Source organism: Aquabacter sp., from assembly GCF_965279295.1.
GTDB lineage: Bacteria > Pseudomonadota > Alphaproteobacteria > Rhizobiales > Xanthobacteraceae > Aquabacter.
Window position 1 is genome coordinate 142422 of record NZ_CBDIHQ010000011.1, and the last position, 22145, is coordinate 164566.

At 67.2% G+C, this 22145-nt stretch carries 19 protein-coding genes; 11 read left to right on the forward strand and 8 right to left on the reverse strand.

What is annotated here, in order from left to right:
- Nucleotides 1-3 precede the first annotated feature (3 nt).
- The 6 genes from ADADO0_RS05065 to ADADO0_RS05090 all read left to right on the forward strand — a co-directional run bounded on the left by ADADO0_RS05065 (nt 4) and on the right by ADADO0_RS05090 (nt 9353).
- Nucleotides 4-438: a globin family protein gene (locus ADADO0_RS05065; protein WP_511304012.1), complete on the forward strand. Its 435-nt coding sequence runs from the start codon at nt 4-6 to the stop codon at nt 436-438.
- A 219-nt stretch (nt 439-657) separates the two neighbouring features.
- Nucleotides 658-1863, forward strand: coding sequence for an NAD(P)/FAD-dependent oxidoreductase (locus tag ADADO0_RS05070; RefSeq protein WP_511304013.1), 1206 nt, complete (start codon nt 658-660; stop codon nt 1861-1863).
- A gap of 13 nt (nt 1864-1876) precedes the next feature.
- Nucleotides 1877-3658: a NirA family protein gene (locus tag ADADO0_RS05075; RefSeq protein WP_511304014.1), complete on the forward strand. Its 1782-nt coding sequence runs from the start codon at nt 1877-1879 to the stop codon at nt 3656-3658.
- Nucleotides 3655-5250, forward strand: a complete 1596-nt coding sequence (locus ADADO0_RS05080) for a sulfite reductase subunit alpha (RefSeq protein ID WP_511304015.1) — start codon at nt 3655-3657, stop codon at nt 5248-5250. Before ADADO0_RS05075 ends, ADADO0_RS05080 begins: the two co-directional genes overlap by 4 nt.
- Nucleotides 5251-5460: 210 nt before the next feature.
- Nucleotides 5461-8139: a nitrate reductase gene (locus tag ADADO0_RS05085; protein WP_511304016.1), complete on the forward strand. Its 2679-nt coding sequence runs from the start codon at nt 5461-5463 to the stop codon at nt 8137-8139.
- A 137-nt stretch (nt 8140-8276) separates the two neighbouring features.
- Entirely contained in the window at nt 8277-9353 is a 1077-nt protein-coding gene (locus tag ADADO0_RS05090) for an NAD(P)H-dependent flavin oxidoreductase (protein ID WP_511304017.1), read from the forward strand.
- Here the strand turns inward: ADADO0_RS05090 and ADADO0_RS05095 are convergent.
- Nucleotides 9340-9708 carry a gamma-butyrobetaine hydroxylase family protein gene (locus tag ADADO0_RS05095; RefSeq protein WP_511304018.1) on the reverse strand — a complete coding sequence of 123 codons (369 nt, stop codon included), beginning with the start codon at nt 9706-9708 and terminating at the stop codon, nt 9340-9342. The two genes, ADADO0_RS05090 and ADADO0_RS05095, sit on opposite strands and share 14 nt — an antisense overlap.
- Nucleotides 9709-9876: 168 nt before the next feature.
- On the opposite strand from ADADO0_RS05095, the gene moaA reads away from it, so the two are divergent.
- The 5 genes from moaA to ADADO0_RS05120 all read left to right on the forward strand — a co-directional run bounded on the left by moaA (nt 9877) and on the right by ADADO0_RS05120 (nt 14561).
- Nucleotides 9877-10929, forward strand: coding sequence for a GTP 3',8-cyclase MoaA (moaA, locus tag ADADO0_RS05100; protein WP_511304019.1), 1053 nt, complete (start codon nt 9877-9879; stop codon nt 10927-10929).
- Nucleotides 10926-11282: a tRNA-binding protein gene (locus ADADO0_RS05105; protein WP_511304020.1), complete on the forward strand. Its 357-nt coding sequence runs from the start codon at nt 10926-10928 to the stop codon at nt 11280-11282. The genes moaA and ADADO0_RS05105 overlap by 4 nt, the downstream gene beginning before the upstream one ends.
- A gap of 65 nt (nt 11283-11347) precedes the next feature.
- Nucleotides 11348-12241 carry a LysR family transcriptional regulator gene (locus ADADO0_RS05110; protein WP_511304021.1) on the forward strand — a complete coding sequence of 298 codons (894 nt, stop codon included), beginning with the start codon at nt 11348-11350 and terminating at the stop codon, nt 12239-12241.
- A 107-nt stretch (nt 12242-12348) separates the two neighbouring features.
- Nucleotides 12349-13419 carry a carbon-nitrogen hydrolase family protein gene (locus ADADO0_RS05115; RefSeq protein WP_511304022.1) on the forward strand — a complete coding sequence of 357 codons (1071 nt, stop codon included), beginning with the start codon at nt 12349-12351 and terminating at the stop codon, nt 13417-13419.
- A gap of 914 nt (nt 13420-14333) precedes the next feature.
- Nucleotides 14334-14561: a cysteine rich repeat-containing protein gene (locus ADADO0_RS05120; protein ID WP_511304023.1), complete on the forward strand. Its 228-nt coding sequence runs from the start codon at nt 14334-14336 to the stop codon at nt 14559-14561.
- An 88-nt stretch (nt 14562-14649) separates the two neighbouring features.
- Here ADADO0_RS05120 and ADADO0_RS05125 read toward each other — a convergent pair whose 3' ends face one another.
- The 7 genes from ADADO0_RS05125 to ADADO0_RS05155 form a co-directional block, all read right to left on the reverse strand.
- Entirely contained in the window at nt 14650-15705 is a 1056-nt protein-coding gene (locus ADADO0_RS05125; protein WP_511304024.1) for a phenylacetaldoxime dehydratase family protein, read from the reverse strand.
- A gap of 22 nt (nt 15706-15727) precedes the next feature.
- Nucleotides 15728-16456 carry an ABC transporter ATP-binding protein gene (locus tag ADADO0_RS05130; RefSeq protein ID WP_511304025.1) on the reverse strand — a complete coding sequence of 243 codons (729 nt, stop codon included), beginning with the start codon at nt 16454-16456 and terminating at the stop codon, nt 15728-15730.
- On the reverse strand, nt 16453-17229 hold the full coding sequence (locus ADADO0_RS05135; RefSeq protein ID WP_511304026.1) for an ABC transporter ATP-binding protein: 777 nt from the start codon (nt 17227-17229) through the stop codon (nt 16453-16455). The genes ADADO0_RS05130 and ADADO0_RS05135 overlap by 4 nt, the downstream gene beginning before the upstream one ends.
- Entirely contained in the window at nt 17226-18416 is a 1191-nt protein-coding gene (locus tag ADADO0_RS05140) for a branched-chain amino acid ABC transporter permease (RefSeq protein ID WP_511304027.1), read from the reverse strand. Before ADADO0_RS05140 ends, ADADO0_RS05135 begins: the two co-directional genes overlap by 4 nt.
- Before the next feature lie 7 nt (nt 18417-18423).
- Nucleotides 18424-19347, reverse strand: a complete 924-nt coding sequence (locus tag ADADO0_RS05145) for a branched-chain amino acid ABC transporter permease (protein ID WP_511304028.1) — start codon at nt 19345-19347, stop codon at nt 18424-18426.
- A gap of 239 nt (nt 19348-19586) precedes the next feature.
- A complete protein-coding gene (locus tag ADADO0_RS05150; protein WP_511304029.1) occupies nt 19587-20753 on the reverse strand; it encodes a branched-chain amino acid ABC transporter substrate-binding protein in 1167 nt (388 codons plus the stop codon).
- 254 nt (nt 20754-21007) lie between these two features.
- Nucleotides 21008-22141, reverse strand: a complete 1134-nt coding sequence (locus tag ADADO0_RS05155) for a DUF1513 domain-containing protein (protein ID WP_511304030.1) — start codon at nt 22139-22141, stop codon at nt 21008-21010.
- Between the last annotated feature and the right edge of the window lie 4 nt (nt 22142-22145).

The window sequence follows — 22145 nt, forward strand, 5'->3', positions numbered from 1 at the left end:
TCCATGCTTCCCAGCCAAGTGGACCTTATCCAGTCTTCGTTCGCGAAGGTCGCCCCGATTTCAGAACAGGCGGCCGCTTTGTTCTACGGCCGCCTGTTCGAGATCGCGCCGGAGGTGAAACCCATGTTCAAGGGCGACATCAAGGAACAGGGCCGCAAGCTCATGAGCACCCTCGCCGTGGTCGTGAAGGGGCTCTCCAACCTTGATGCTGTGGTACCGGTGGCACAGGTCCTGGCGAAGCGGCACGTCGCATACGGGGTGAAGGACGCGCACTACGCCCCGGTGGGCGCGGCGCTGCTGTGGACCCTGGAGCAGGGGCTGGGCCCAGACTTCACACCCGAAGTTAAGGGGGCCTGGGTGGAGGCCTATGGCATCCTCTCCTCCGTGATGATCACTGCCGCCGCCGAAGCGGTGCCGGCGGTTACGGCTGCGGAGTGATCGTGATGGCGATGCCTGTCCTCGGTTTCGCGGGACGCTTACCGAGCGTGCCCCCTGATTCCCTCTCCCGCTTGCGGGGGAGGGCCAGGGAGGGGGCGGGCCGCAGGCCGAAAAACGCCGGGAACAAGGAGAGGTCGCGCACACTCGCTGCGCTCGGCCCCCTCCCCAGCCCTCCCCCGCAAGCGGGAGAGGGAGCGCGTCAGGCTTTTGGGGTCTCCGATGGCTGAGCCCCTCGTCATCGTCGGCAATGGCATGGCCGCCGCAAAGCTATGCGAGGAATTGGGCCGCAAGGCGCTCGGGCGCTATTCCATCGCCGTCGTGGGGGCGGAGCCGCACCTCGCCTATAATCGCGTGCTGCTCTCCGATGTGCTCGCCGGCAAGACCACGGCGGCCGACACACAGTTGCGCGCGGCCGACTGGTGGCGCGCCCAGGGCGTGACCCTGGTTTATGGCACGCCGGCGGCCGCCGTCGACAGGAGCGCGCGCCAACTGGTCCTCGCGGATGGGCGGCGACTCCCGTTCGCACGGCTTGTGCTCGCCACCGGCTCCCATCCCATCCGTCTTCCCTTGCCGGGTGCGGACCTGCCGGGTGTCACCACCTTCCGTGATCTCACCGATGTCTCCGCGCTGATCGCGGCCGGCAAGCCCGGCACACGCGCGGTGGTGATCGGCGGCGGCCTGCTGGGGCTGGAGGCCGCGAGCGGCCTCGCCCGCGCCGGAGCCCACACCACCCTGATCCATTTGATGGACCGGCTGATGGAGCGCCAGCTTGATGCGCGCGCCGCCGGCCTGCTGCGGCAGGCCGTGGAGGCGCAGGGCGTCGTGGTGGAACTCAACGCCTCCAGCGACGCCATCGAAGGCACCGAACGCGCCACCGGGCTGCGCCTGAAGGACGGGCGCGTGCTGCCGGCCGACATCATCGTCATGGCCTGCGGCGTGAAGCCGAACGCCGACCTTGCCCGCGCCGCCGGACTTGCCTGCAATCGCGGGGTCCTGGTGGACGACGGGCTCGCCACCGATGATGGCGCCGTGTTCGCCATCGGCGAATGCGCGGAGCATCGCGGCGCCTGCTACGGCCTCGTGGCACCGGCGTATGAGCAGGCGGCCGTTCTGGCGCATCGCCTTGCCGGGCGCGAGGCACGCTACGAAGGCAGCACCATTTCCACCAACCTGAAAGTCTCAGGCGTGTTCGTGTTCTCCGCAGGAGACATCGGCGCTGAGGGCGAGGAGATCATTCTCGCCGACAAGGGCCTCGGGCTTTACCGCCGCCTGATCGTGAGGGACGGCCGCCTCGCCGGCGCGGTCCTCTACGGCGACACCTCGGACGGCCCGTTCTACCTCGACCTGATCACGAACCGCACCCCCATCGCCGCCATGCGCGCGGACCTGGCCTTCGGCCGGGCCGCGCTGCCCATCGCGGCTTGAGAAGGCAATTGAGATGAGCGGCGATTTCACCATCGACCAGAAGCGTTATCTGGAGGGCTTCGTCTCCGGCGCCCAGGTCGCGCGGGCCGGGCGTGGACTGGGCGGGGAATTGGGCGCCGGCTTGGGCAGCGCCCCCGCAGCCGAGCTGAACGGGCCGGACGCCGCCAGCCACAAGGCGATGGCCCGCACCGAGGCGGAAGGGCGCAAGCTCACGCCGGAGGAGAAGGCCAAGCGCGAGGAATTCGGGCTGGATGCCTACCCCCGCATGAAGGTCTCGGCCGAGGAGGGGGTGTTCCCCAAGGGCCAGGACATCTTGCGCTGGAAATACCACGGGCTGTTCTACGTGGCCCCGGCGCAGGACAGCTTCATGTGCCGCCTGCGCATGCCCAACGGCATCCTGACCCACTGGCAGTTTCGCGGCATCGCCGACATCGCGCAGGCCCATGGCGGCGGCTTCACCGACGTCACCACCCGCGCCAATCTCCAGGTTCGCGACATTCCCGCCACCGACGGCGTGACGCTGCTGGAAAAGCTGGTCGACCTTGGGCTGACCGCTAAGGGATCGGGCGCCGACAACATTAGAAACGTCACCGGCACGCCGACGGCCGGCATCGATCCGCAGGAGCTTCTGGACACACGCCCCTACGCCAAGGATTGGCACCACTACATCCTTAACACGCGCGAGATGTACGGCCTGCCGCGCAAGTTCAACGTGGCGTTCGACGGCGGCGGACGGATCGGCGCGCTGGAGGACACCAACGACATCGGCTTCCAGGCAGTTGAGGTGAAGGACGGCTTCGGCATCCAGCCCGGCGTCTGGTTCCGCCTCGCGCTCGGCGGCATCACCGGCCACCGGGATTTTGCTCGCGACACGGGGGTGATCCTGCGGCCGCAGGAGGCCACCAAGGTCGCGGCGGCGATCGTGCGGGTGTTCATCGACAGCGGCGACCGCACCGACCGCAAGAAGGCGCGGCTGAAATATGTGCTCGACGCCTGGGGCTTCGAGAAATTCCTCGCCGCCGTGGAGGCCAAGCTCGGGGCGCCGCTGCTGCGCGCGCCCACTGATGCTGTGCTGCCGCGTCCCGAGCCGGATCGCCTCGCGCATCTCGGCGTGCATCCGCAAAAGCAGGCGGGCCTGAACTGGGTCGGCATCGGATTGCCGGTCGGGCGCATGACGGTCGCCCAGATGCACGGACTCGCAGACCTTGCCGCCGGCATGGGCGACGGCGACCTGCGGCTCACCGTCTGGCAGAATGTGATCCTCTCCGGCGTGCCCGATGTGCATGTCGAGGCGGTGAAGGAAGTGGTCGCCGCCCTCGGCCTCACCGCCGAGACGGACGTGCTCCAGGCCGGGCTCGTCGCCTGTACCGGGGCCAAGGGCTGCAAGTTCGGCAATGCCGACACCAAGGGCACGGCACGCGCCATCGCCGCCCATTGCGGACCGCGCGTCGCGCTCGACCAGCCGGTGAACATCCACGTCACCGGCTGCCACAATTCCTGCGCCCAGCATTACATCGGAGATATCGGCCTGATCGGCGCGCGCATTGCGGTGAACGACGAGGGCGACACGGTGGATGGCTACAATCTCCTGGTCGGCGGCGGCTTCGGCACCGATGCGGCCATCGCCGATGAGCTTTACCGCGACGTTAAGGCGGAGGACGCGCCGGTGCTGGTGGAGCACCTGCTCAAGGCATGGCTCGCCCATCGCGAGGCCGAGGAGCCGTTCGCGAAATTCACCCGCCGCATGCCGGCGGAGACCCTCAAGTCCCTCGTTGCTGCGGAGGCAGGGGAATGACCCTCCAGAGCATCCCTCCCGTTGTGCCCTACCTGCCCGAAAGCGCGCCGTTCACGGTGGAGCAGCGGGCGTGGCTGAACGGCTTTTTCGCCGGCATCTTCTCCAGCGATGCCGCCCCCGCGACCGCGCTTTCGGCGGAAGCGTCCGCCGCGCTGATGCCCGGCGGCGGTGCGATGGAGGACGATGGCGCCCCCTGGCACGATGCCTCCATGCCGCTCGATGAGCGCATGACGCTCGCCGAGGGCAAGCCCCTGCCCCGTCGCATGATGGCGGCGATGGCGCAGCAGGATTGCGGCCAGTGCGGATATCTCTGTGAGAGCTATTCCAAGGCCATCGCGGATGGCACGGAGACCGCCCTGAACCTGTGCGCGCCGGGCGGCAAGGAAACTTTGCGCATGCTGAAGGCCCTCGCCGCCGAGCGCGACAGCAGTGCGCCCGCGGCCGCCCCGGCGCAGGCTAGCCCGGCTCCCTCGACAGCGCCGCTCGGCACGCGGGAAAATCCCGGCGAGGTGACGTTCCTCGGTCGGACACGCCTGAACAAGGACGGCTCCGAAAAGGAGACCTGGCATATCGATTTCGACCTTGAAGGCTCGGAGCTCGACTATGTCGCGGGCGACAGCTTCGGCCTGTTCGGGGTGAATGATCCGGGCCTCGTGGCGGCCGCGCTCGATGCGCTTGGCGCGGACGCGCAGTATCCGGTCGGCGACAAGGCGCTGGGCGATGTGCTGACCCACGAGGTCTGCCTGAAATCCGCGCCGGACGCGCTATTCACGCTGTTCTCATACCTCACCGGCGGCGCGCGCCGGGCGAAGGCGCGGGCGCTCGCCAACGGCGAGGACCCGGATGGCGATGCCGCGACCCTGGATGTGCTCGGCGTACTGGAAAAATTCGCGGGCGCGCGGCCCGATCCCGAGGCGGTGATCGAGTGCCTGGAGCCGCTCCAGCCCCGGCTTTATTCCATCTCCTCCAGCCCGCTCGCGACCCCCGGCCGCCTCTCCCTCACCGTGGATGCCGTGCGTTACGAAATCGCCGGGCGGGGGCGCCTGGGCGTCTGCTCCACGTTCCTCGGCGGTCGGATCCCGGCGGGCACGCGGCTGAAGGCCTATATCCAGAAGGCCCATGGTTTCGCTCTGCCGCAAGACGCCTCCAAAGGCGTCATCATGGTGGGTCCGGGCACCGGCATCGCGCCGTTTCGCGCCTTCCTCCACGAGCGCATGGCGGCGAAGGCGCCAGGCAAGAACTGGCTGTTCTTCGGCCACCAGAAACGCGAAACGGATTTCTTCTATGAGGAAGAATTGTCCGGCATGCAGGCGGCCGGATACCTGACGCGGCTCGACACCGCATGGTCGCGGGACGGCGCTTCAAAAGTCTATGTCCAGGACCGCATCCGGGAGGCCGGGCAGGAACTTTGGGCGTGGCTTTCGGAAGGCGCGCATTTCTACATCTGCGGCGATGCCAAGCGCATGGCCAAGGACGTGGAAACCGCCCTCATCGACGTCGCGACCGCCCATGGCGGCCTGACGGGAGAGACGGCGGCGGCCTTCCTCGCTGAACTCAAGAAGGCGGGCCGCTTCCAGGCCGACGTTTACTGAGGGGGATGTGATGCGGATCGCACACGCCACGTACCCGCTCAGCGGCCGGGCAAAGAGTCATTCCCTCTCCCGCTTGCAGGGGCGGGTTAGGGAGGGGGAAAGCAGTGAGACACGGCCGGGTGCGGAGCTTATCCTGAGGCTCCTGCCCCCTCCCCAACCCTCCCCCGCAAGCGGGAGAGGGGGCCGCCTAATTGCCGCCGGGGCCGGCCGATGAACGCTCCTCTTGGCAGCGCACCCGCCATCAAGACCACCTGCCCTTATTGCGGCGTCGGCTGCGGCGTGAAGGCGACGCCGGATGCTGTCGGCGGGGCGCTGATCGCGGGCGACGAGGCGCACCCCGCCAGTCTCGGACGGCTGTGCTCCAAGGGCGCCGCGCTGGGCGAGACCATCGGCCTCGAAACCCGGCTGCTTGAGCCCATGATGCGCGACGGCGCCGGCCCCTTGAAGGCCGTGACATGGGCGGCGGCTCTGGATCGCGTGGCGGACGGTATTCGCGAGACCATCGAACGCCATGGCCCGCAGGCGGTGGCCTTCTATCTCTCCGGCCAGTTGCTCACCGAGGATTATTACGTCGCCAACAAGCTGGCGAAGGGCTTCCTCGGCACCGCAAACGTCGACACCAATTCGCGCCTGTGCATGGCGTCCTCGGTCGCCGGCCACAAGCGGGCCTTCGGTTCGGACACGGTGCCCGGCAACTATGAAGACCTTGATACGGCAGACCTGATCATCCTCACCGGCTCCAATACCGCCTGGTGCCATCCGGTGCTGTTCCGGCGCATGGAAGCAGCCCGCGCCGCGCGGGGCACCAAGATCGTTGTGATCGATCCGCGCCGCACGGCCACCGCCGAAGATGTGGACCTGTTCCTGCCCATCGCGCACGGCACCGATACTGCGCTGTTCTCCGGGCTTCTGGTGCATCTGGCGGATCGTGGCGCCTGTGACGACGCCTTTATCCAGGCACACACCAGCGGCCTGCCGGCGGCGCTCGCCCGCGCCCGCGATATCGCGCCCGACATCGCTGCCACCGCACGCGCCACGGGTTTGGCGGAAGCGGATGTTGCCTGTTTCTTCGCGCTGTTTCGCGACACCGAGCGCACGGTCACCTGCTACTCGCAGGGTGTGAACCAATCGGCCCAGGGAACCGACAAGGTCAATGCCATCCTCAACTGCCACCTCGCCACCGGCCGGATCGGGCGCGAGGGCATGGGGCCGTTCTCACTCACCGGCCAGCCCAACGCCATGGGCGGGCGCGAGGTGGGCGGCCTTGCCAACCAGCTTGCCGCCCACATGGGCTTCACGCCGCAAGAGGTGGACCGCGTACGCCGCTTCTGGAACGCGCCCGCCATGGCCGAGAAGGAAGGCCGCAAGGCGGTGGATATGTTCGATGCCATCGCGCGGGGCGAGATCAAGGCGCTCTGGGTGATGGGCACGAACCCGGCGGTGAGCCTGCCGCGCGCCGATGCGGTTCGCGCCGCGCTTCAGAAGCTCGACCTGTTCGTGGTCTCGGAAAACGTTCGGAGCAACGACACAGCCGCCGCCGCGCCTCATGTGCTTCTGCCCGCTGCCGCCTGGGGCGAGAAGGACGGCACTGTCACCAATTCGGAGCGCCGCATCTCGCGTCAGCGCGCATTCCTGACCCTGCCGGGCGATGTGCAGCCCGATTGGTGGGCGCTGAGCGGCGTCGCACAACGGCTCGGCCATGGCGATGCCTTCGCCTATTCCTCGCCCGCCGAAATTTTTCGCGAGCACGCCGCACTCTCCGGCTTCGAGAATGGCGGCACCCGCGACTTCGACATTTCCGGGCTCGCCGATCTCTCGGATGCGCGCTATCAGGCGCTGGAGCCGGTGCAATGGCCGGTGCGGAAGGGCGAGGACGGGCAAGCCCGCTTCTTCGCCGAGGGCGGCTTCTTCACGCCCGACCGGCGCGCCCGCTTCATCGCCCCCGCGATTGTCGCCGCATCCGCCGCGACCGAGGCGCACCCGTTTCTGCTCAACACCGGCCGCATCCGCGACCAGTGGCACACCATGACTCGCACCGGGCTTTCCGCTCGCCTCTCCGCGCATCTTCCCGCGCCTTATCTGGCGATCCACCCGCAGGATGCCTCCGGGCTCGGACTGACAGAGGGCGCCCTGGCGCAGGTCTCCAGCCCCCACGGCAGCGCCGTTCTGGAGACCCGTCTGGATGAGGGGCAGGCGCGCGGCACGGTGTTCGCGCCGATCCATTGGAGCGACGCCAACTCCTCCCACGGCCGCGTCGGCCTACTGGTGCACGATCGCACCGACCCCTTCTCCGGCCAGCCGGATTCCAAGGCGACACCGGTGGCCATAGCCGCGGTCGACGCGCCGTTCCACGGCTTCGTCCTCGCGCGCAAACACCTGAGCCCGCCGCCCGGCGCGTGGTGGGCACGTCTTCCCCTGGAGGGCGGCTTCGCCTGGCGCCTTGCCGCCCGGCAGGGGCCGCAGACTTGGCGGGACTGGGCCACGGCCCAGATGGGCACGGACGATGTGGCCGATCTCATCGACATGAGCGGCGGCCACTACCGCGCTGCCGCCTTTGATGCCGAGGGGCGCCTCGCCTTCGCCCTCATCGTCGGCCCCGCCGGCACGGCGCCCTCCTGGGATGCATTGAAAAGCCTTCTGGCTGCGGGGGCCGTCTCCGCCGCCGACCGCAGGCTGGTGCTTTCCGGCCGCAGGGCGGGCCTGGACGCCGCGACGGGCCCCCTGGTGTGCGCCTGTTTCGGCGTGGCGCGCGGGGCGATCGAAGGCACGATCCGCGCCGGGGCGTGCGATGCTGCCGCCATTGGCGCGAAGCTGAAGGCGGGCACAAATTGCGGGTCCTGCCTGCCTGAACTTCGGCAGATCCTCAGCGAAACGCTGGCCCCCGCCTGAGGCTACGGAGACTTTCGGCACCTGGGCTTGCCGAATTCACACGGGACACGCGAGCGCGCGCGGCTTTAGGGTGCAGCATCAACCGGCGCGGCAAGCGCCGGGGCGAACACCCGGAAACGCATTCACGGAATCACACCATGTGGCCGTCCTCCCGTTTTCTCGACCTTGTCGGGATTGGTCTTCCCATCATCCAGGCCCCCATGATCGGCCCGAAGCCCGAACTGGCGCGCCATGTCAGCGCGGCGGGCGGCCTCGGCTCGCTCGGCTGCGCCTCCATGACCGGCGCGCAGGTCCGCGTCGAGGTCGAGGCGTTCCGTGCCTTCACGGACAAGCCCATCAATCTCAACTTCTTTGCCCATCGTCCTTCGCCGCCGGACGCGGAACGCGCGGCGGCGTGGGCGGAAACTCTCGCCCCCTATTATCGCGAGTTGGGCCTCGACCCCTTGGCGCCCATCCCGGTCGCGAACCGGGCACCGTTCGATGACGCCATGTGCGCGGTGGTGGAGGAGGTTCGCCCCGAGGTGGTGAGCTTCCACTTCGGCCTCCCCGCGCCGGACCTGCTGGCACGCGTGAAGGCGGCAGGCGCCATTGTGCTGGCTTCTGCCACTTCCGTGGCGGAGGCGCGGTGGCTGGAAGAAAACGGCGCGGATGCGGTGATCGCGCAGGGCGCCGAGGCGGGCGGCCATCGCGGCATGTTCCTGAACCTCGATCCGTCCTTCCAGGTGGGCACCTTCGCGCTCTTGCCGCAGGTAGCGGACGCGGTGTCCGTCCCGGTGATCGCGGCGGGCGCGGTGGCGGACGGGCGCGGCATTGCCGCTGCCTTCGCGCTCGGCGCGGATGCGGTGCAGATCGGCACGGCCTATCTGCTCACCCCTGAAGCCGGACTCTCCCCGACCTATCGCGCCGCGCTGAAGGCCGCACCCGATGATGGGACAGCCCTCACGAACCTGTTCACCGGCCGCCCCGCACGCGGCATCGCCAACCGCCTGATGCGCGAGCACGGCCCGCTGAAAGCCGACATTCCGCCCTTCCCCACTGCCGCGCCTCCGCTCGGCCCGCTCAAGGCGGCGGCGGAAGCGCAGGGCAAAGGGGATTTCACGGCGCTGTGGTCGGGACAGGCGGGACGGCTGGCACGCGAGATCGGGGCGGGGGAACTGACGCAGAGCCTCGCGGCCGACGCGTTGCGCGCGATGAAACGGCTCAGCCCCGCGTGAGCCCCAATGCCTTCAGGGCTTCGAGGTACCGGCCGAATCGCGCCTCCTGCTCCTCGCCGAGGGTGCGCAGGTATGGCCAGGCATAGAGGCCGGTCTGGTGCCCATCGTCGAACACCAAACGCACCGCATAGGTGCCGACCGGGTCCACCTCGACGATGCGCACCGTGCGCTTGCCGGGCACGGTCTGTTTTTCATGCGGGGCGTGTCCCTGAACCTCGGCGGATGGGCTTTCCACCCGCAGATATTCCGCTGGCAGCGTGAAGCTCGGCCCGTCCTCGAAAGTGACGACCAGCGCGTGCCGGTCCTGGACGAGGCGCAGTTCCGTGGGCCAGGGCTCGGAGGCGGGGGCGGGCATGATGTGCTTCCTCGGACGACGCGCCGAACGCGTTCACGTCACTTAGCCGCGATGTCGAGGGCGGCTCAAGACGTCAGGCCTACCAATTGCGCCCGGGCCTACGATATATAGACTACACGCAGAAGCGGCCTAAGACCGCCGCGAACAACACAGATGGGAGCGCTCACCTTGCGTCCGGTACTCCGAGACCTCAGCGATCGCAGCATCGGCGCGTCCTCCGCGCTCGGCCCGCTGGTGGATAATTTCGGCCGGCACGTCTCATACTTGCGTGTTTCGGTAACGGACCGCTGCGACTTCCGCTGCGTCTATTGCATGTCCGAGCACATGACCTTCCTGCCCAAGCAGGACCTGCTCACCCTTGAGGAACTGGACCGCCTGTGCTCCGCCTTCGTGGCGCGCGGGGTCAAGAAGCTGCGCCTGACCGGTGGCGAGCCCCTGGTGCGCCGGGATGTGATGACGCTGTTCCGCGCCCTCTCCCGGCATCTGGAGACCGGGCGCCTGGAGGAACTCACCCTCACCACCAACGGCTCCCAGCTCGCCAAATATGCGGCGGATCTCGCGGCCTGCGGCGTGAAGCGCATCAATGTCTCGGTGGACACGCTGAACCCGGACAAGTTTCGCGAAGTCACCCGCTGGGGCGATCTCGGCAAGGTGATGGAGGGGATCCGCGCCGCCAAGGCGGCCGGCATCCAGGTGAAGCTCAACGCCGTTGCCTTGCGCGATGTGAACGAGCACGAAATCGCCTCCATCATGGAATGGGCGCACGGCGAGGGGCATGACCTCTCTCTGATCGAGGTGATGCCGCTGGGCGAAGTCGGTAGCGAGCGCGTCGACCAGTACTTGCCGCTGTCCGAGGTGCGCGAGACTCTCGCGCAACGCTATACGCTGTCCGATATCGCCTATCGCACCGGCGGGCCGGCCCGCTATGTCGAGGTGAAGGAGACCGGCGGCCGCCTCGGCTTCATCACGCCGCTGACCCACAATTTCTGCGAAGGCTGCAACCGCGTCCGCGTCACCTGCACCGGCACGCTTTACATGTGCCTCGGCCAGGAAGACGCCGCGGACCTGCGCTCACCGCTGCGGGCTTCGAGCGACGACACGCTGCTGCAATCGGCCATCGATGCCGCGATCTACCGCAAGCCCAAGGGCCATGATTTCGTCATCGACCGGCAGACCAAGGTTCCCGCCGTCTCCCGCCACATGAGCATGACCGGCGGATGAGCGAGCAGCGCGCGGCAAGCCCGATCGGCTTCGATGATTTCCTTAAAGTTGACGTGCGCGTCGGCACCATCCTGTCTGCCGAGCCCTTTCCGGAGGCGCGCAAGCCGGCGTTCAAGCTGCGCATCGACTTCGGGCCGGAGATCGGCGTGAAGAAGTCGTCCGCCCAGATCACCGTGCATTACACGCCGGAGACGCTCGTGGGCCGGCAGGTGGCGGCGGTGGTGAATTTTCCGCCGCGCCAGATCGGTCCGTTCATGTCGGAAGTCCTCACCCTGGGCTTCCCGGACCCGGACGGGGCCGTCGTGCTGATCAGCCCGAGCGTCGCGGTGCCCAATGGCGGGCGCCTGTTCTGAGGGCCACACGCCTTCAATTTTGATCCCGCATGCTCTAACCATCGATGTTTCGATGGGGCGGCGCCGTGTTCAACTGGAACGACCTGATCTACTTCCTTGAATTGGCGCGCCAGAGCCGGCTGATGCCGGCCGCGCGGCGGCTGAAGGTGGACCACACCACGGTCTCGCGGCGCATCGCGGAGTTGGAGAAGGATCTCTTCGTCAAGCTGTTCGACCGCAAGCCCGATGGCTTCGTGCTGACCGAGCAGGGCCACCGCCTGTTCGCCATCGCCGAGCGCATCGAGCAGGAGGCGGGAGAAATCCACGAATCCATCCGCGCCGCGCCGAGCGCGCCCACGGGGCGGGTGCGGGTCGCTTCCATGGAGGGCATCGGCGCCTTCTTCCTGGCGGAGCGGTTCGCGGAACTGGCGGAGAAGGAGCCCGGCATCGTCGTGGAGCTGGTGACGGAGCGCCACCTCATCAATCTCACCAAGCGCGAGGCGGACATTTCCATCTCGTTCGTCCCGCCCACCGGCCAGCGGCTGGTGGTGCGCAAGATGGGTCAGTTCCGCCTCGCCCTCTATGCCGCGCCCGACTACATCCGCCGGCGCGGCCTGCCGGCGACCATCACGGACCTGCCGGCGCACGCCTTCGTGGACTATGTGGAAGACCTTGTGGCGATCCAGCCGGTGCATTGGCTGCTGGATGTTCTGGAGCCGCCCAGCGTCACCTTCCGCTCCACCTCCATGCATGCGCAGCAGAACGCCATCGCGGGCGGGGCCGGCATCGGGCTGCTGCCGCTGTTTTCCGCGAAGGCCAATCCGCGCCTGATCCCGGTTCTCGCCGATGACGTGGTGGTGATGCGCGACGTGTATGTGAGCGTCCACGAGGACCTTGAGTTCATGGGCCGCGTGAAGGCCGTGATGCGGCACCTCACGGAGATCTTCAAGCGCGACAAGGCGTTCTTGCTGGAGCTTTGAGAAGGCGCGCAATGCGCTCTGCAAATTTCCACGGTTCCGCGCGGCGGCACTCTGGTGATCATGCAGGAAGGCGCATCCCCGCGCCGTTCGCATGGCGCAAGATCCCGATGACCGTCTCCTATCCCCGCTTCAAGGCCGCCGCCTGCCACACCTCCTCAGTGTTCCTGGATTCAGAGAAGACCGCGGAGAAAGCCTGCGATCTGATCGCCGAGGCGGCGCGCGGGGGCGCGTCCCTGGTCGCTTTCCCTGAGTCCTTCCTGCCCGGCTTCCCGGTGTGGGCCGCGCTTCAGGCGCCGATCTACAATCATGCCTTCTTCCGGGCTTTGGTGGCCGAAGCGCAGAAGCTCTCCGACAGCGCCATCCGCACCGTCCGCCTGGCAGCGCGGCGCCACGGCGTGCACGTCTCGCTCGGCTTCACCGAGGGCACAGACGCCAGCGTCGGCTGCATCTGGAACTCGAACATCCTGATCGGGCCGGACGGCGCGATCCTGAACCATCACCGGAAGCTCGTTCCCACCTTCTATGAGAAGCTGGTGTGGGCGAACGGCGACGCGCGCGGCCTGCGGGTGACGCCGACCGAGATCGGCCGGATCGGCATGCTGATCTGCGGGGAGAACACCAATCCGCTGGCGCGCTATGCTTTGATGGCGCAGGGCGAGCAGGTGCATGTCTCATCCTATCCGCCGATCTGGCCGACCCGCCCGCCGAGCGAAGAAGGCGCCTATGACCTCAAGCGCGCCATCGAAATCCGCGCCGGCGCCCATGCTTTCGAGGCCAAGGTGTTCAACATCGTCGCCTCCGGCTTCGTGGATGCCGCCATGCGCGAGGCCATCGGCAGCGTGAACAAGGCGAGCCTGGAGATCATCGACAATTCCCCGCGCGGCATTTCCCTGGTGCTCGACCCGACCTCGAACGTGGTGAGCGAAGTTCTCTCCGACCACGAAGGCATTCTCTACGCCGAGATCGACACTGGCCGCTGCGTGGAACCCAAGCAGTTTCACGACGTGGTGGGCTATTACAACCGCTTCGACGTGTTCCACCTGCAAGTGGACCGCTCGCCCCGCGAGCCGGCCCATTTCTCCGCCGATACCGCCGCAGCCGACATCTTCCCGCTGCCGAAGGCCGATTTGAGCCCGGCGGAAGATTCCCTGTTTGCGAAAGTGACAGGGGCGATCTGAGCGGGGCCTTTACCTGGCGTTCTTTCCCCGGCCTTTTTTTGCCCCCTCCCCCCTTGAGGGGGAGGGCTGGGGTGGGGGGTATGGCGCCGCCAGGAACACCCCCGCCGGACCAAGTAGAGAGATACCCCCCACCCTGCCCTCCCCCTCAAGGGGGGAGGGGAACCCCAGCCACCAACACCAACATCCCCGCCGTTTCCCCCTTTCTTTAGCTCCCTCCCCCCTTGCGGGGGAGGGCTGGGGTGGGGGGTATGGTACCGCCTGGAATACACCCGCCGGACCAAGTGGAGAGATACCCCCCACCCTGCCCTCCCCCTCAAGGGGGGAGGGGCTCCAACGGAGGGGGTAGGGCCCTCAACACCAACATCCCCGCCGTTTCCGGCGAGGGGGGAGGGATGGGGAGTGGATGGCGCGTCGGCAGACGCGCGCCGAGGTGAAAGTTGATATCAGGGCCTTCGCCCCTCCACTCCCGCGCGGTGATTTATGGCTTCTCGCTGACGCCGAGTGGGTAATCAGTTCTCCCATTAGCACCGGACGAACCAGTCCCGGATCCATGCGTCACGCCCTTGGGCCTCCTCTAGCTAACGTTCCCGGGGACGTTAATCCCGGTCCCGTCGGACAACCGCCCCCCGCACCACACATCAGGTCGCTCCGGACGCGCCCCTCCTTGGTGCAAGGTGAAGGCAAGCTAGCACAGACGGAAGGAAAAGGGAATATAATCCTCTAAGAATATTTTCTTTAATTGCGCCAGCCCAAACTTCGCGCGGCCGTCTCCACCGGACCGTGGGACCTGGGCCGGGGACGATGTATCCCTGGCGATTATTGGCCCGGAACGCATTCTCGCGCCTTCGCCCCTTGGCTTGCGGCGCGACGCGCGATCTAAAAGTGGCGCGTTGAGCCATCCAAGGGAATTGAAAATGCGCATCCAGATCGCCGCCCTCGCCCTTGCATTCGCCACCCTGTTCGGGGGCGCCGCGTCCGCCCAGCAGAGCGATATCGCGACCTATTGCAAGGCGGATATCCAGCGCCTCTGCAAGGGCGTCTCGCCGGGCGATGGACGGCTTATGGCCTGCCTCCAGGCGCACTCCAAGCAGATGAGCGTGGGCTGCGCCCAGGCGCTTCAGAAGATGAAGAAGAGCATGTGAGCTGGCGGAAGAACCGCCGCTTTCATCAAATCGTCCCCGGGATTGAACCGCCCGGGGACCAAGGCGCCGTGGACCAGGTGAGCGCGGGTCAGGCCAGCCGCTCGCCCTCGAAATAGCCCGACAGCCCGGTGCCGGGGGCGCAGTTGATGTATTCAAATGCCTGCCCGCCCTCCGGCAGCACATAGACCTCGTGCCAGGTGCGCAGCTGATTGGCCTTGCCATACCTGCGGTAGCGCGCGATGGCGGCCGAGAAGATGGCTTCGTGGGAGGGATGGCGCTCCGCCCATTCCTCCATGTGGCCCAAAGACAGGAAATAACCCAGCGCGTGGGTCTCCAGCTCCGGCGTCCCCGCTGCGTCGCAGGTCTGCTGGAACCGCAGCGAGCAGCAGCCGGTGGCGCCCGCATTCTCCTTGAGATAGGCCATGCCGCGCAGCAGCGGCTCGCGCAGGTCGCGCATGTAATCTTCCGTCTGGCCGGGATCGCAGCGGCCCCAATAGGCGGCCGAGCGGATCACCGCGAGATTGGCCGGCGCCGCGATGCGCCAGTGCGCGCCCCGGGTCTCGCGCACCACAGGATCCTGCAACTGCGTCGGCAAAGGCGTTTCCAGCCGGTCCACCGCCGCCAGCGGGATGCGGTCGCGCATCGCGCCGTAATAGCCGCAATAGGGCGTGGGGTAGACCGCGACCTCGGACGCGCGGGACAAAGCGGCGGGATAGTCCTGCCAATAGAGCGTCTCCAGGCGCTCCACCGGCACCGTCATGCTCTCGCGGAAATATCCGGTCTCTTCGCTCAGCCGCGCCGGGTCCTCCCACCAGTCCCGCATATGGGGCGCTGCCAGGAAGGCATCGCGCGCCGCCGCGTCCAGCCAATAGGTGGCGACGATGTGGGTGTAGAGCCCGTTCTCATCCACCAGCCAGGCGTGATCGTGGACGGTGGGACCGCCCGGCAGCGCCACAGCAGCCTCGATCCAGGGAAAGAAGGACGCGGCATAGACGGTTTGCGCATCGCTCCCCTGGACGCCATGGAACGTCACACACAAGTCTTTGACATTGTTCGGGAAACCGACGCACCAACGCTGCACCACCGGCTCGAAGCCATTCGGCTTGCGCAGGGGATGGACACGGTCATAGACGGGCAAACCCATTGTTTCCTCCTTGCGGGATGTCTCAGTGGACCCCGAAATAAGCCTTGTGCAGTTCGCCATCCTGCTTCAGCGCATCGGTCGTGCCCGAGGCGACGACCTGGCCCTGGACCAGCACATAGCCGTCATCCGCAACATCGAGCGTCTGCCGCACGTTCTGCTCCACCAGCAGGATCGAGAGCCCTTGCTCCTTCAGCCGCCGGATGATGCCGAACACCTCGGACACGAACAGCGGCGAGAGCCCGAGCGAGGGCTCGTCGAACACCACCAGTTCGGGATCGGTCATCAGCCCGCGCGCGATGGAGAGCATGGACCGCTCGCCGCCGGACAGCGTGCCGGCAAGCTGGGCGCGGCGCTCCTTCAGGCGCGGGAAGGTCTCGAACAGCCCGTCCATGCGCGCAGCGAGCTTTCGGCCGTCCCGCTCCAGCAAGCCGCCGACCTTCAGGTTCTCAAGGACTGTCATGCGCGGCAGCACGCGATTGCCCTCCGGCACGGTCGCGATGCCAAGCGCGGCGATCTTGTGGGTGGGCAGATTGGTGATGGTCTCGCCGCCGAACGCCACCTCGCCCCGCCGCACCTTGTTGAGGCCGAGGATGGCGCGGATGAGCGTGGATTTCCCGGCGCCGTTGGCGCCGAGGATGCAGGTGACGCGGCCCGGCTTCACCTCGATGGAGACATCGCGCAGCACATCCGCGCGGTCATAGCCGGCGGCGATGCCCATGACCGAGAGCTTGCGGGTGGCGGTGATCGTCATTGCGCGCTCCCGAGATAGGCGGTCTGCACCTGCGGGTTGGAGATCAGGGCATCGAACGACCCCTCGAAGATCTTCTTGCCGAAGTTCAGCACCACGCAGCGGTCGGAGACGCGGCGGATCACGTCCATCTCATGCTCCACCAACACCACCGCGAGATCCGGCATCTCCGCTCGAAACGCCAGCAGGTCGTCCATCAGGCGCCGGGTTTCCTCATGGGTCATCCCGGCGGACGGCTCGTCCAGCAGCAGCAGGCGCGGGGCGCCGATGAGCGCGCGGCAGATTTCGATGCGGCGCCGGTCGATCATGGTGAAGGCGCCGGCGGGCTGGAACAGATTGGCCGCGATGGCGGGGTTGAAACGCTGGGTCAGACCCCGCGCCCGCGCCACCAGGGCATCCAGCTCGGCCTTGAACTTGGCCCGCCGCACAAGGGTGGAGAACAGCCCGAGATCGAGGCGCCCCAATGCACCAAGCGCAATATTGTCGAACACGCTCTGGTCCAGCATCAGCCGCGAGCGCTGGAAGGTGCGGGCGATGCCGGCGCGGCCCACCACTTGCGGCGACTTGGCGAACAGGTCGCTGTCCTCGAACGTCACCGCGCCGGAGGAGGGCTTGTAGAGGCCGGTCAGCACGTTGAAGAAGGTGGTTTTGCCCGAGCCGTTCGGGCCCACGAGGCCCACCGTCTCGCCACGCTTGAGGGAGATATCGAGACCATCCAGCGCCACCAGGCCGCCGAAGCGCATGGTGAGGCCGGAGCAGGCGAGAAGCGTGCTCATGATCCGCCTCCATTCGCGACAGAGGACAGATCGCGCGCCGCGCGTGGCATCATGCCGGAGGGTCGGAAGCGCAGGATGGCGATGACCAGCAGGGCGAAGATGACGAGGCGAAATTCCTGGATCGCCTGAAGCTTCTCCGGGATGACGAGGATCACCATCGCCGCCCCCACCGCGCCCCAGAGATTGCCCAGACCGCCGAGGACGATGATGGAAAGCATCAGCAGGGAATCCCCGAAATTGGCGCTGTTGGGATTCACGAAGCCGTTCATCATGCCGTACATCGCGCCGGCGACGCCGATGATCGCATTGCCGATCAGGAAGGCCACGGCCTTCCAGCGGGCGATGGAGAGGCCGAACAGCGAGGCGGCCACCTCATCGGACCGCACCGCATCGAGCGCGATGCCGATCCACGACATCTCCAGCCGCCGCACCAGCCAGAAGGCGAGCGCGAACAGCACCGCTCCGGCCACCGCATAGGGCAGGTAGAAGGAGACCTCATAGGGGCCGATTTCGGTAACGCGATTGAACGAGAGGCCGAACAGGTTGAACCCCGGCACCTTCATTCCCTGCGGCCCGCCGAACGTGTCGTTCACCTCCATGAAGGTGCGCAGCAACAGGCCGAACGCGATGGTGACGAGCGCCGCATAATGCCCGCGCGTGCGCAGCACCGGCAGCAGCATGAGAAGGCCCAGCACGCCCGCGACCAGCCCGCTCGCCGCGAGGATCAGGAGATGCGGCACGCCGAACTTGGCGAGCACGGCGGCGGTGTAGGCGCCCACGGCGAAGAATGCGGCACCGGCGAAGTTGGGCACCCCGGCGAACGCCATCTGAAGGTTCAGCCCGGCGCAGGCGGTGGCGAACAGCGCGACCGTCGCCATCATCAGCAGCGTGTAATGCTCCTCTCGGAACACCGCGATGACGCAGAGCGTGGAGAGCGCCGCCGTGGCGTTCACGGTGCCGGACTGCGCTCGGCAGATGGCGATGATGGTGCGACCGAGCGCGATGCGGTCGGCCAGCGCGAACACCAGCACGAAGGCGCCGAGCAGCGCGAGCACCTGCGCCTGGTTCTCGGCATGCAGCAGCAGCCCGCCACCGGCGAACAGCAGCGCCACGGTGAGCGCCGCAACGACGCGCGGAAACCGCGCGAGGGCACCTTGGGAGGCGAAGGGAGTTGAGAGTTCGGCCATGCTCATCTCACACCCGCTCGCTCGATTTTTCCGCGATCAGGCCGGTGGGGAACAGGCCGATCAGCGCGATGATCACCGCGAACGCCACCACATCCTTGTAGGCGCTGGTGAACGGCAGGGCGACCGTGACCAGGGTCTGCACCCCGGCGAACAGGAAGCCGCCGAGGATCGGCCCGAGCAGGCTGCCGAGGCCGCCCACCACGGCGCAGGCAAAGCCGATGATGCCCAGCATGACGCCCATGTTGAAATTGATCTCCCGGTAATAGAGCCCGAGCATCAGCCCGGCGAACGCGGCCAGCATGGAGCCCAGCGCGAAGGTGCCCAGCACCACCTTCTGGAAGTCGATGCCCGACAGCCGCGCCACCTCCTCGTCCTGCGCCACCGCGCGGATCGAGAGGCCGAGGCGGGTGCGGGTGATGACGAGATGGGTGGCGAACACCACGGCCAGCCCGGCGAATAGTATCATCACGCTGTCGATGCCGACGCTGAACGATCCGGCGGTCACTGAGCCCGAGGGCAGCAGCGCCGGAAACGGCTTGGGATTGCCCCCGTTCGGGACGCCGAGGCGGATCGCCTCCCGCAGCACGGTGCCGGCCATGAGGGTCGCCAGCAGCACATTGACGGCGGGCGCGTTCTTCAGCGGCAGCACCAGAACCCGACCGATGATGACCCCCGAGAGCGCCCCGGCGCCCAGCGCCGCGAGTAGGCCGAGGGCGAGCGCCACGGGTCCCGGCAGAAAGGCGAGAAAGCTCGCCGCCAATGCCGCCGCGCCAAGGCTTGAGAAGGCGCCGACCGTCACCACGTCGCCATGGGAGAACTTGATGACGTCGAGCACGCCGAAGAACAGGGAGAAGCCGACCGCGACCATCGCGTAGATGGTGCCGAGCATCAGCCCGTTGAACAGATATTGCGCCAGAAGGCCGAGGTCCATGGCCGTCTCCGGTAAGCGGGAAAGGTGCCCGGCCCCTTGCAAGAAGGGCGCCGGGCGGGAATTTGGGAACTCCCTCCCCCCTTGAGGGGGAGGGTCGGGGTGGGGGGTATGGCGCCGCCAGAACCACCACCACCGAACCAAGCCGAGAGATACCCCCCACCCTGCCCTCCCCCTCAAGGGGGGAGGGTGAACAGCGATGGGCTTGCGCTCGTCCCGTTCAAGAGGGACCTACCCGCAGATCATTTCCCGGCCAGCTTCTTGGTCCCGGCCGCATAGGCGCTGTCGGGCCAGTAGACCCACTTGCCGTCCTGCGCCACGTAGACATTGGCGGAGACGATGTTCTGGCGGTGGTCGTCGAAGTTGATCTCACCCACCAGCGCCTTGTAACCCTTGGTGGTGTTGAGCAGGTCGCGCACCTTCTTGCGGTCCGGCCCGACCTTCTCGATCGCGTCCATGATCAGGTTGGCGGCGGAGAAAGCGAACGGTCCGTAGGCGTCCGGGTCCTCGCGGAAACCGGCCTTGGCATAGGCATCCAGGAACGCCTTGCCGTCGGCATATTTGGAGATCGGCGCGCCATTGTGGAACGAGATGGTGCCCTCGGCTATGCCGCCTGCGCCCTCGATGAAGCCGGTGGTCATGATGCCCGAGACCCCCGCCAGCTGGGCGGTGATGCCGAGCCGGTCCATCTGCGAGCGCACCCGCACGCCGAGCGGGGTCAGGCCGCCGATGAACACCACGTCCGGCTTCAGTTCCTTGATCTTGGTGAGCTCGGCGGTGAAGTCCTGCTGGTCGGGCGAGACCGGGAAGGTGGCGAGGATCTCGCCGCCCTTGGGCTTCAGGTTCTCGGAGAAATACTTATTCTGGCCCTTGCCGTAGTCGGTGGTGTCATGGATCACCACGAAGGTCTTGTAGCCCTGCTTGGTGAGAAATTCCGAGGCCATCCGGCCTTCGTTGATCATCGTGCCGTTGACGCGATGGATCTCGGGATAATCATTGCCATAGGTGATTTCCGGGAGCACCGCGCCCCACACCACCACCGGCAGGCCGAAGCGATTGTAGGTGTCCACCGTGGCGATGCCCACCGCCGAGCAATAATGGGTGATGCCGGCGATGATCGACTTATCGGACGCCGCCTTGGTGGCGACCTGGACGCCGACGTTCGGCTTGCACTCGTCGTCGAACACGGCGAGTTCGTAGGTGTATTTGGCCGCCGGGTCTGCATTGCGCAGGTCCACCGCCAGCGTCGCCGAATTGCGCCCACCGAGACCGGGGGCGGAGTTGCCGCCCGTCAGCGGGCCGATGAAGGCGAGCTTCACCGTGTCCTTGGCGGCCGCCGGGGTGACAAGAAGGCTGAGCGCCGTGAGCGCCGCGCAGCCGGAACCGAGGAATGTTCGAGTGAATGTCATTGTGTCGCTCTCTGGATGGTTGGCTTTGTTATTTTGAGAGAGCCTAATCCAGTCATGCCGCGATGCGGGATTGCAGATTTCTGCAAAGCGGTGTGTGCGAAACAGCGCGTCGATGCCGACCTGCGCATAAAATGCAAAAACGGGAATATTTTACAAAAGCAACTTTTGCTTTAGTGAGCTAAGTGGCATCGGGCGGGGCCACTTGAACCGGGGACGGAGATCGTGAGCTCGCTCACGAAAAGACGGCGGTCGCCCTACCCGACCTCGACCATATGGTTGTCGAACTTCGGCCCGCCGATATGCCGGGCGACGACACCGACCTTGTCGTCCTCCACGGCCACGACGATGACTTCGCCATAGCCGCTGGTGGCAATGAACCGCCCCGGCTCGGACGTGCCGGCAAGGCCGCAGCCGTCCATCAGCGGAACCGCACCGACATAGCGCCCGTCACTCCGCCAGACCGCGACGCGATTGCCGCGCGGGGTGGCACACGCCACGAAGGCGCCGGAGCGATCGAACGCCACCGAGCCGACATAACCGCGCATCGCCATCAGTTCGCCCTCGGGGGCATCGAACGCCGACAGGGCGCCATCGCCGCCGATGGAGAACAGCAACGGTCGCGAGACCCCATCCTTCAGCAGGTCCTGTGCCGCCACCACAGTCGCGCCACGGCCGTCCCGCGCCAGATGGCGCAGCGACAGGCTGGTGAGATCGCCGGAGAGCACGCCCTGCCCGCGCGCGGCGCCGGTCACAGGATCAAGCAAGGAGATGGTGCTGCCCGTCACCTCGGCATCGCGCGCTTCCGGCGTGTTCGGTTCGATGCCACCGTTGGCGACCACCAGAACGTCGCCGGACCGCATCAGGTCGTGCGGGCCATCGCCCCCGGTCGGCCATTCCGCGATAATCTCGAACCCGCCGGCCACGGAGCGCGCCGCGACCATGCCGCGCCCCATGGTGCGCACCGGCCCGTCCTGGGGGCGCTCGATCTCATTGGTCAGGAAGAGCGCGCCATCGGCCGAAAAGCGCCCATGCCCGGAGAACACCCGCCCTGGACCGGGACCGAACTCCCCGACCTTGCCGCCCTTCTCACGGTTGAACACCAGAGCGATCCTCCCCGGCCGGCGGCCCACCGCGACCGCAAGCGGGCCCCGTGGGCTCGCCTCGATGCCGTGGAGGCGCGCGGGAGAGGGAACGCGGGCGGCCGCGCCCATGTCGTCCGCAACCGCGAAGGCGCCGAAGCCGTCGCCTTCGCCGGCCGTAGTGAGCCAACCCTCGTCCAGTGCGTGGGCCGTGGCGTGAAGCCGGTCATTGACCTGCGCCAAGCCACCGCGCGGCAGCAGAAGGGCCGCGCCGGCGCCCGCGAGAAGACCGCGACGTGAAAGCATCATGAGA

Excerpts from the sequence above, each read along its gene's own strand:
- ADADO0_RS05150 (WP_511304029.1), bottom strand. The coding sequence starts at position 20,753 with ATGACATTCACTCGAACATTCCTCGGTTCCGGCTGCGCGGCGCTCACG.
- ADADO0_RS05155 (WP_511304030.1), bottom strand. The coding sequence starts at position 22,141 with ATGATGCTTTCACGTCGCGGTCTTCTCGCGGGCGCCGGCGCGGCCCTT.
- ADADO0_RS05135 (WP_511304026.1), bottom strand. The coding sequence starts at position 17,229 with ATGAGCACGCTTCTCGCCTGCTCCGGCCTCACCATGCGCTTCGGCGGC.
- ADADO0_RS05075 (WP_511304014.1), top strand. The coding sequence starts at position 1,877 with ATGAGCGGCGATTTCACCATCGACCAGAAGCGTTATCTGGAGGGCTTC.
- ADADO0_RS05080 (WP_511304015.1), top strand. The coding sequence starts at position 3,655 with ATGACCCTCCAGAGCATCCCTCCCGTTGTGCCCTACCTGCCCGAAAGC.
- ADADO0_RS05070 (WP_511304013.1), top strand. The coding sequence starts at position 658 with ATGGCTGAGCCCCTCGTCATCGTCGGCAATGGCATGGCCGCCGCAAAG.
- ADADO0_RS05115 (WP_511304022.1), top strand. The coding sequence starts at position 12,349 with ATGACCGTCTCCTATCCCCGCTTCAAGGCCGCCGCCTGCCACACCTCC.
- ADADO0_RS05090 (WP_511304017.1), top strand. The coding sequence starts at position 8,277 with ATGTGGCCGTCCTCCCGTTTTCTCGACCTTGTCGGGATTGGTCTTCCC.
- ADADO0_RS05130 (WP_511304025.1), bottom strand. The coding sequence starts at position 16,456 with ATGACGATCACCGCCACCCGCAAGCTCTCGGTCATGGGCATCGCCGCC.
- ADADO0_RS05105 (WP_511304020.1), top strand. The coding sequence starts at position 10,926 with ATGAGCGAGCAGCGCGCGGCAAGCCCGATCGGCTTCGATGATTTCCTT.
- ADADO0_RS05120 (WP_511304023.1), top strand. The coding sequence starts at position 14,334 with ATGCGCATCCAGATCGCCGCCCTCGCCCTTGCATTCGCCACCCTGTTC.
- ADADO0_RS05085 (WP_511304016.1), top strand. The coding sequence starts at position 5,461 with ATGAACGCTCCTCTTGGCAGCGCACCCGCCATCAAGACCACCTGCCCT.
- ADADO0_RS05140 (WP_511304027.1), bottom strand. The coding sequence starts at position 18,416 with ATGGCCGAACTCTCAACTCCCTTCGCCTCCCAAGGTGCCCTCGCGCGG.
- ADADO0_RS05095 (WP_511304018.1), bottom strand. The coding sequence starts at position 9,708 with ATGCCCGCCCCCGCCTCCGAGCCCTGGCCCACGGAACTGCGCCTCGTC.
- ADADO0_RS05145 (WP_511304028.1), bottom strand. The coding sequence starts at position 19,347 with ATGGACCTCGGCCTTCTGGCGCAATATCTGTTCAACGGGCTGATGCTC.
- ADADO0_RS05065 (WP_511304012.1), top strand. The coding sequence starts at position 4 with ATGCTTCCCAGCCAAGTGGACCTTATCCAGTCTTCGTTCGCGAAGGTC.
- ADADO0_RS05125 (WP_511304024.1), bottom strand. The coding sequence starts at position 15,705 with ATGGGTTTGCCCGTCTATGACCGTGTCCATCCCCTGCGCAAGCCGAAT.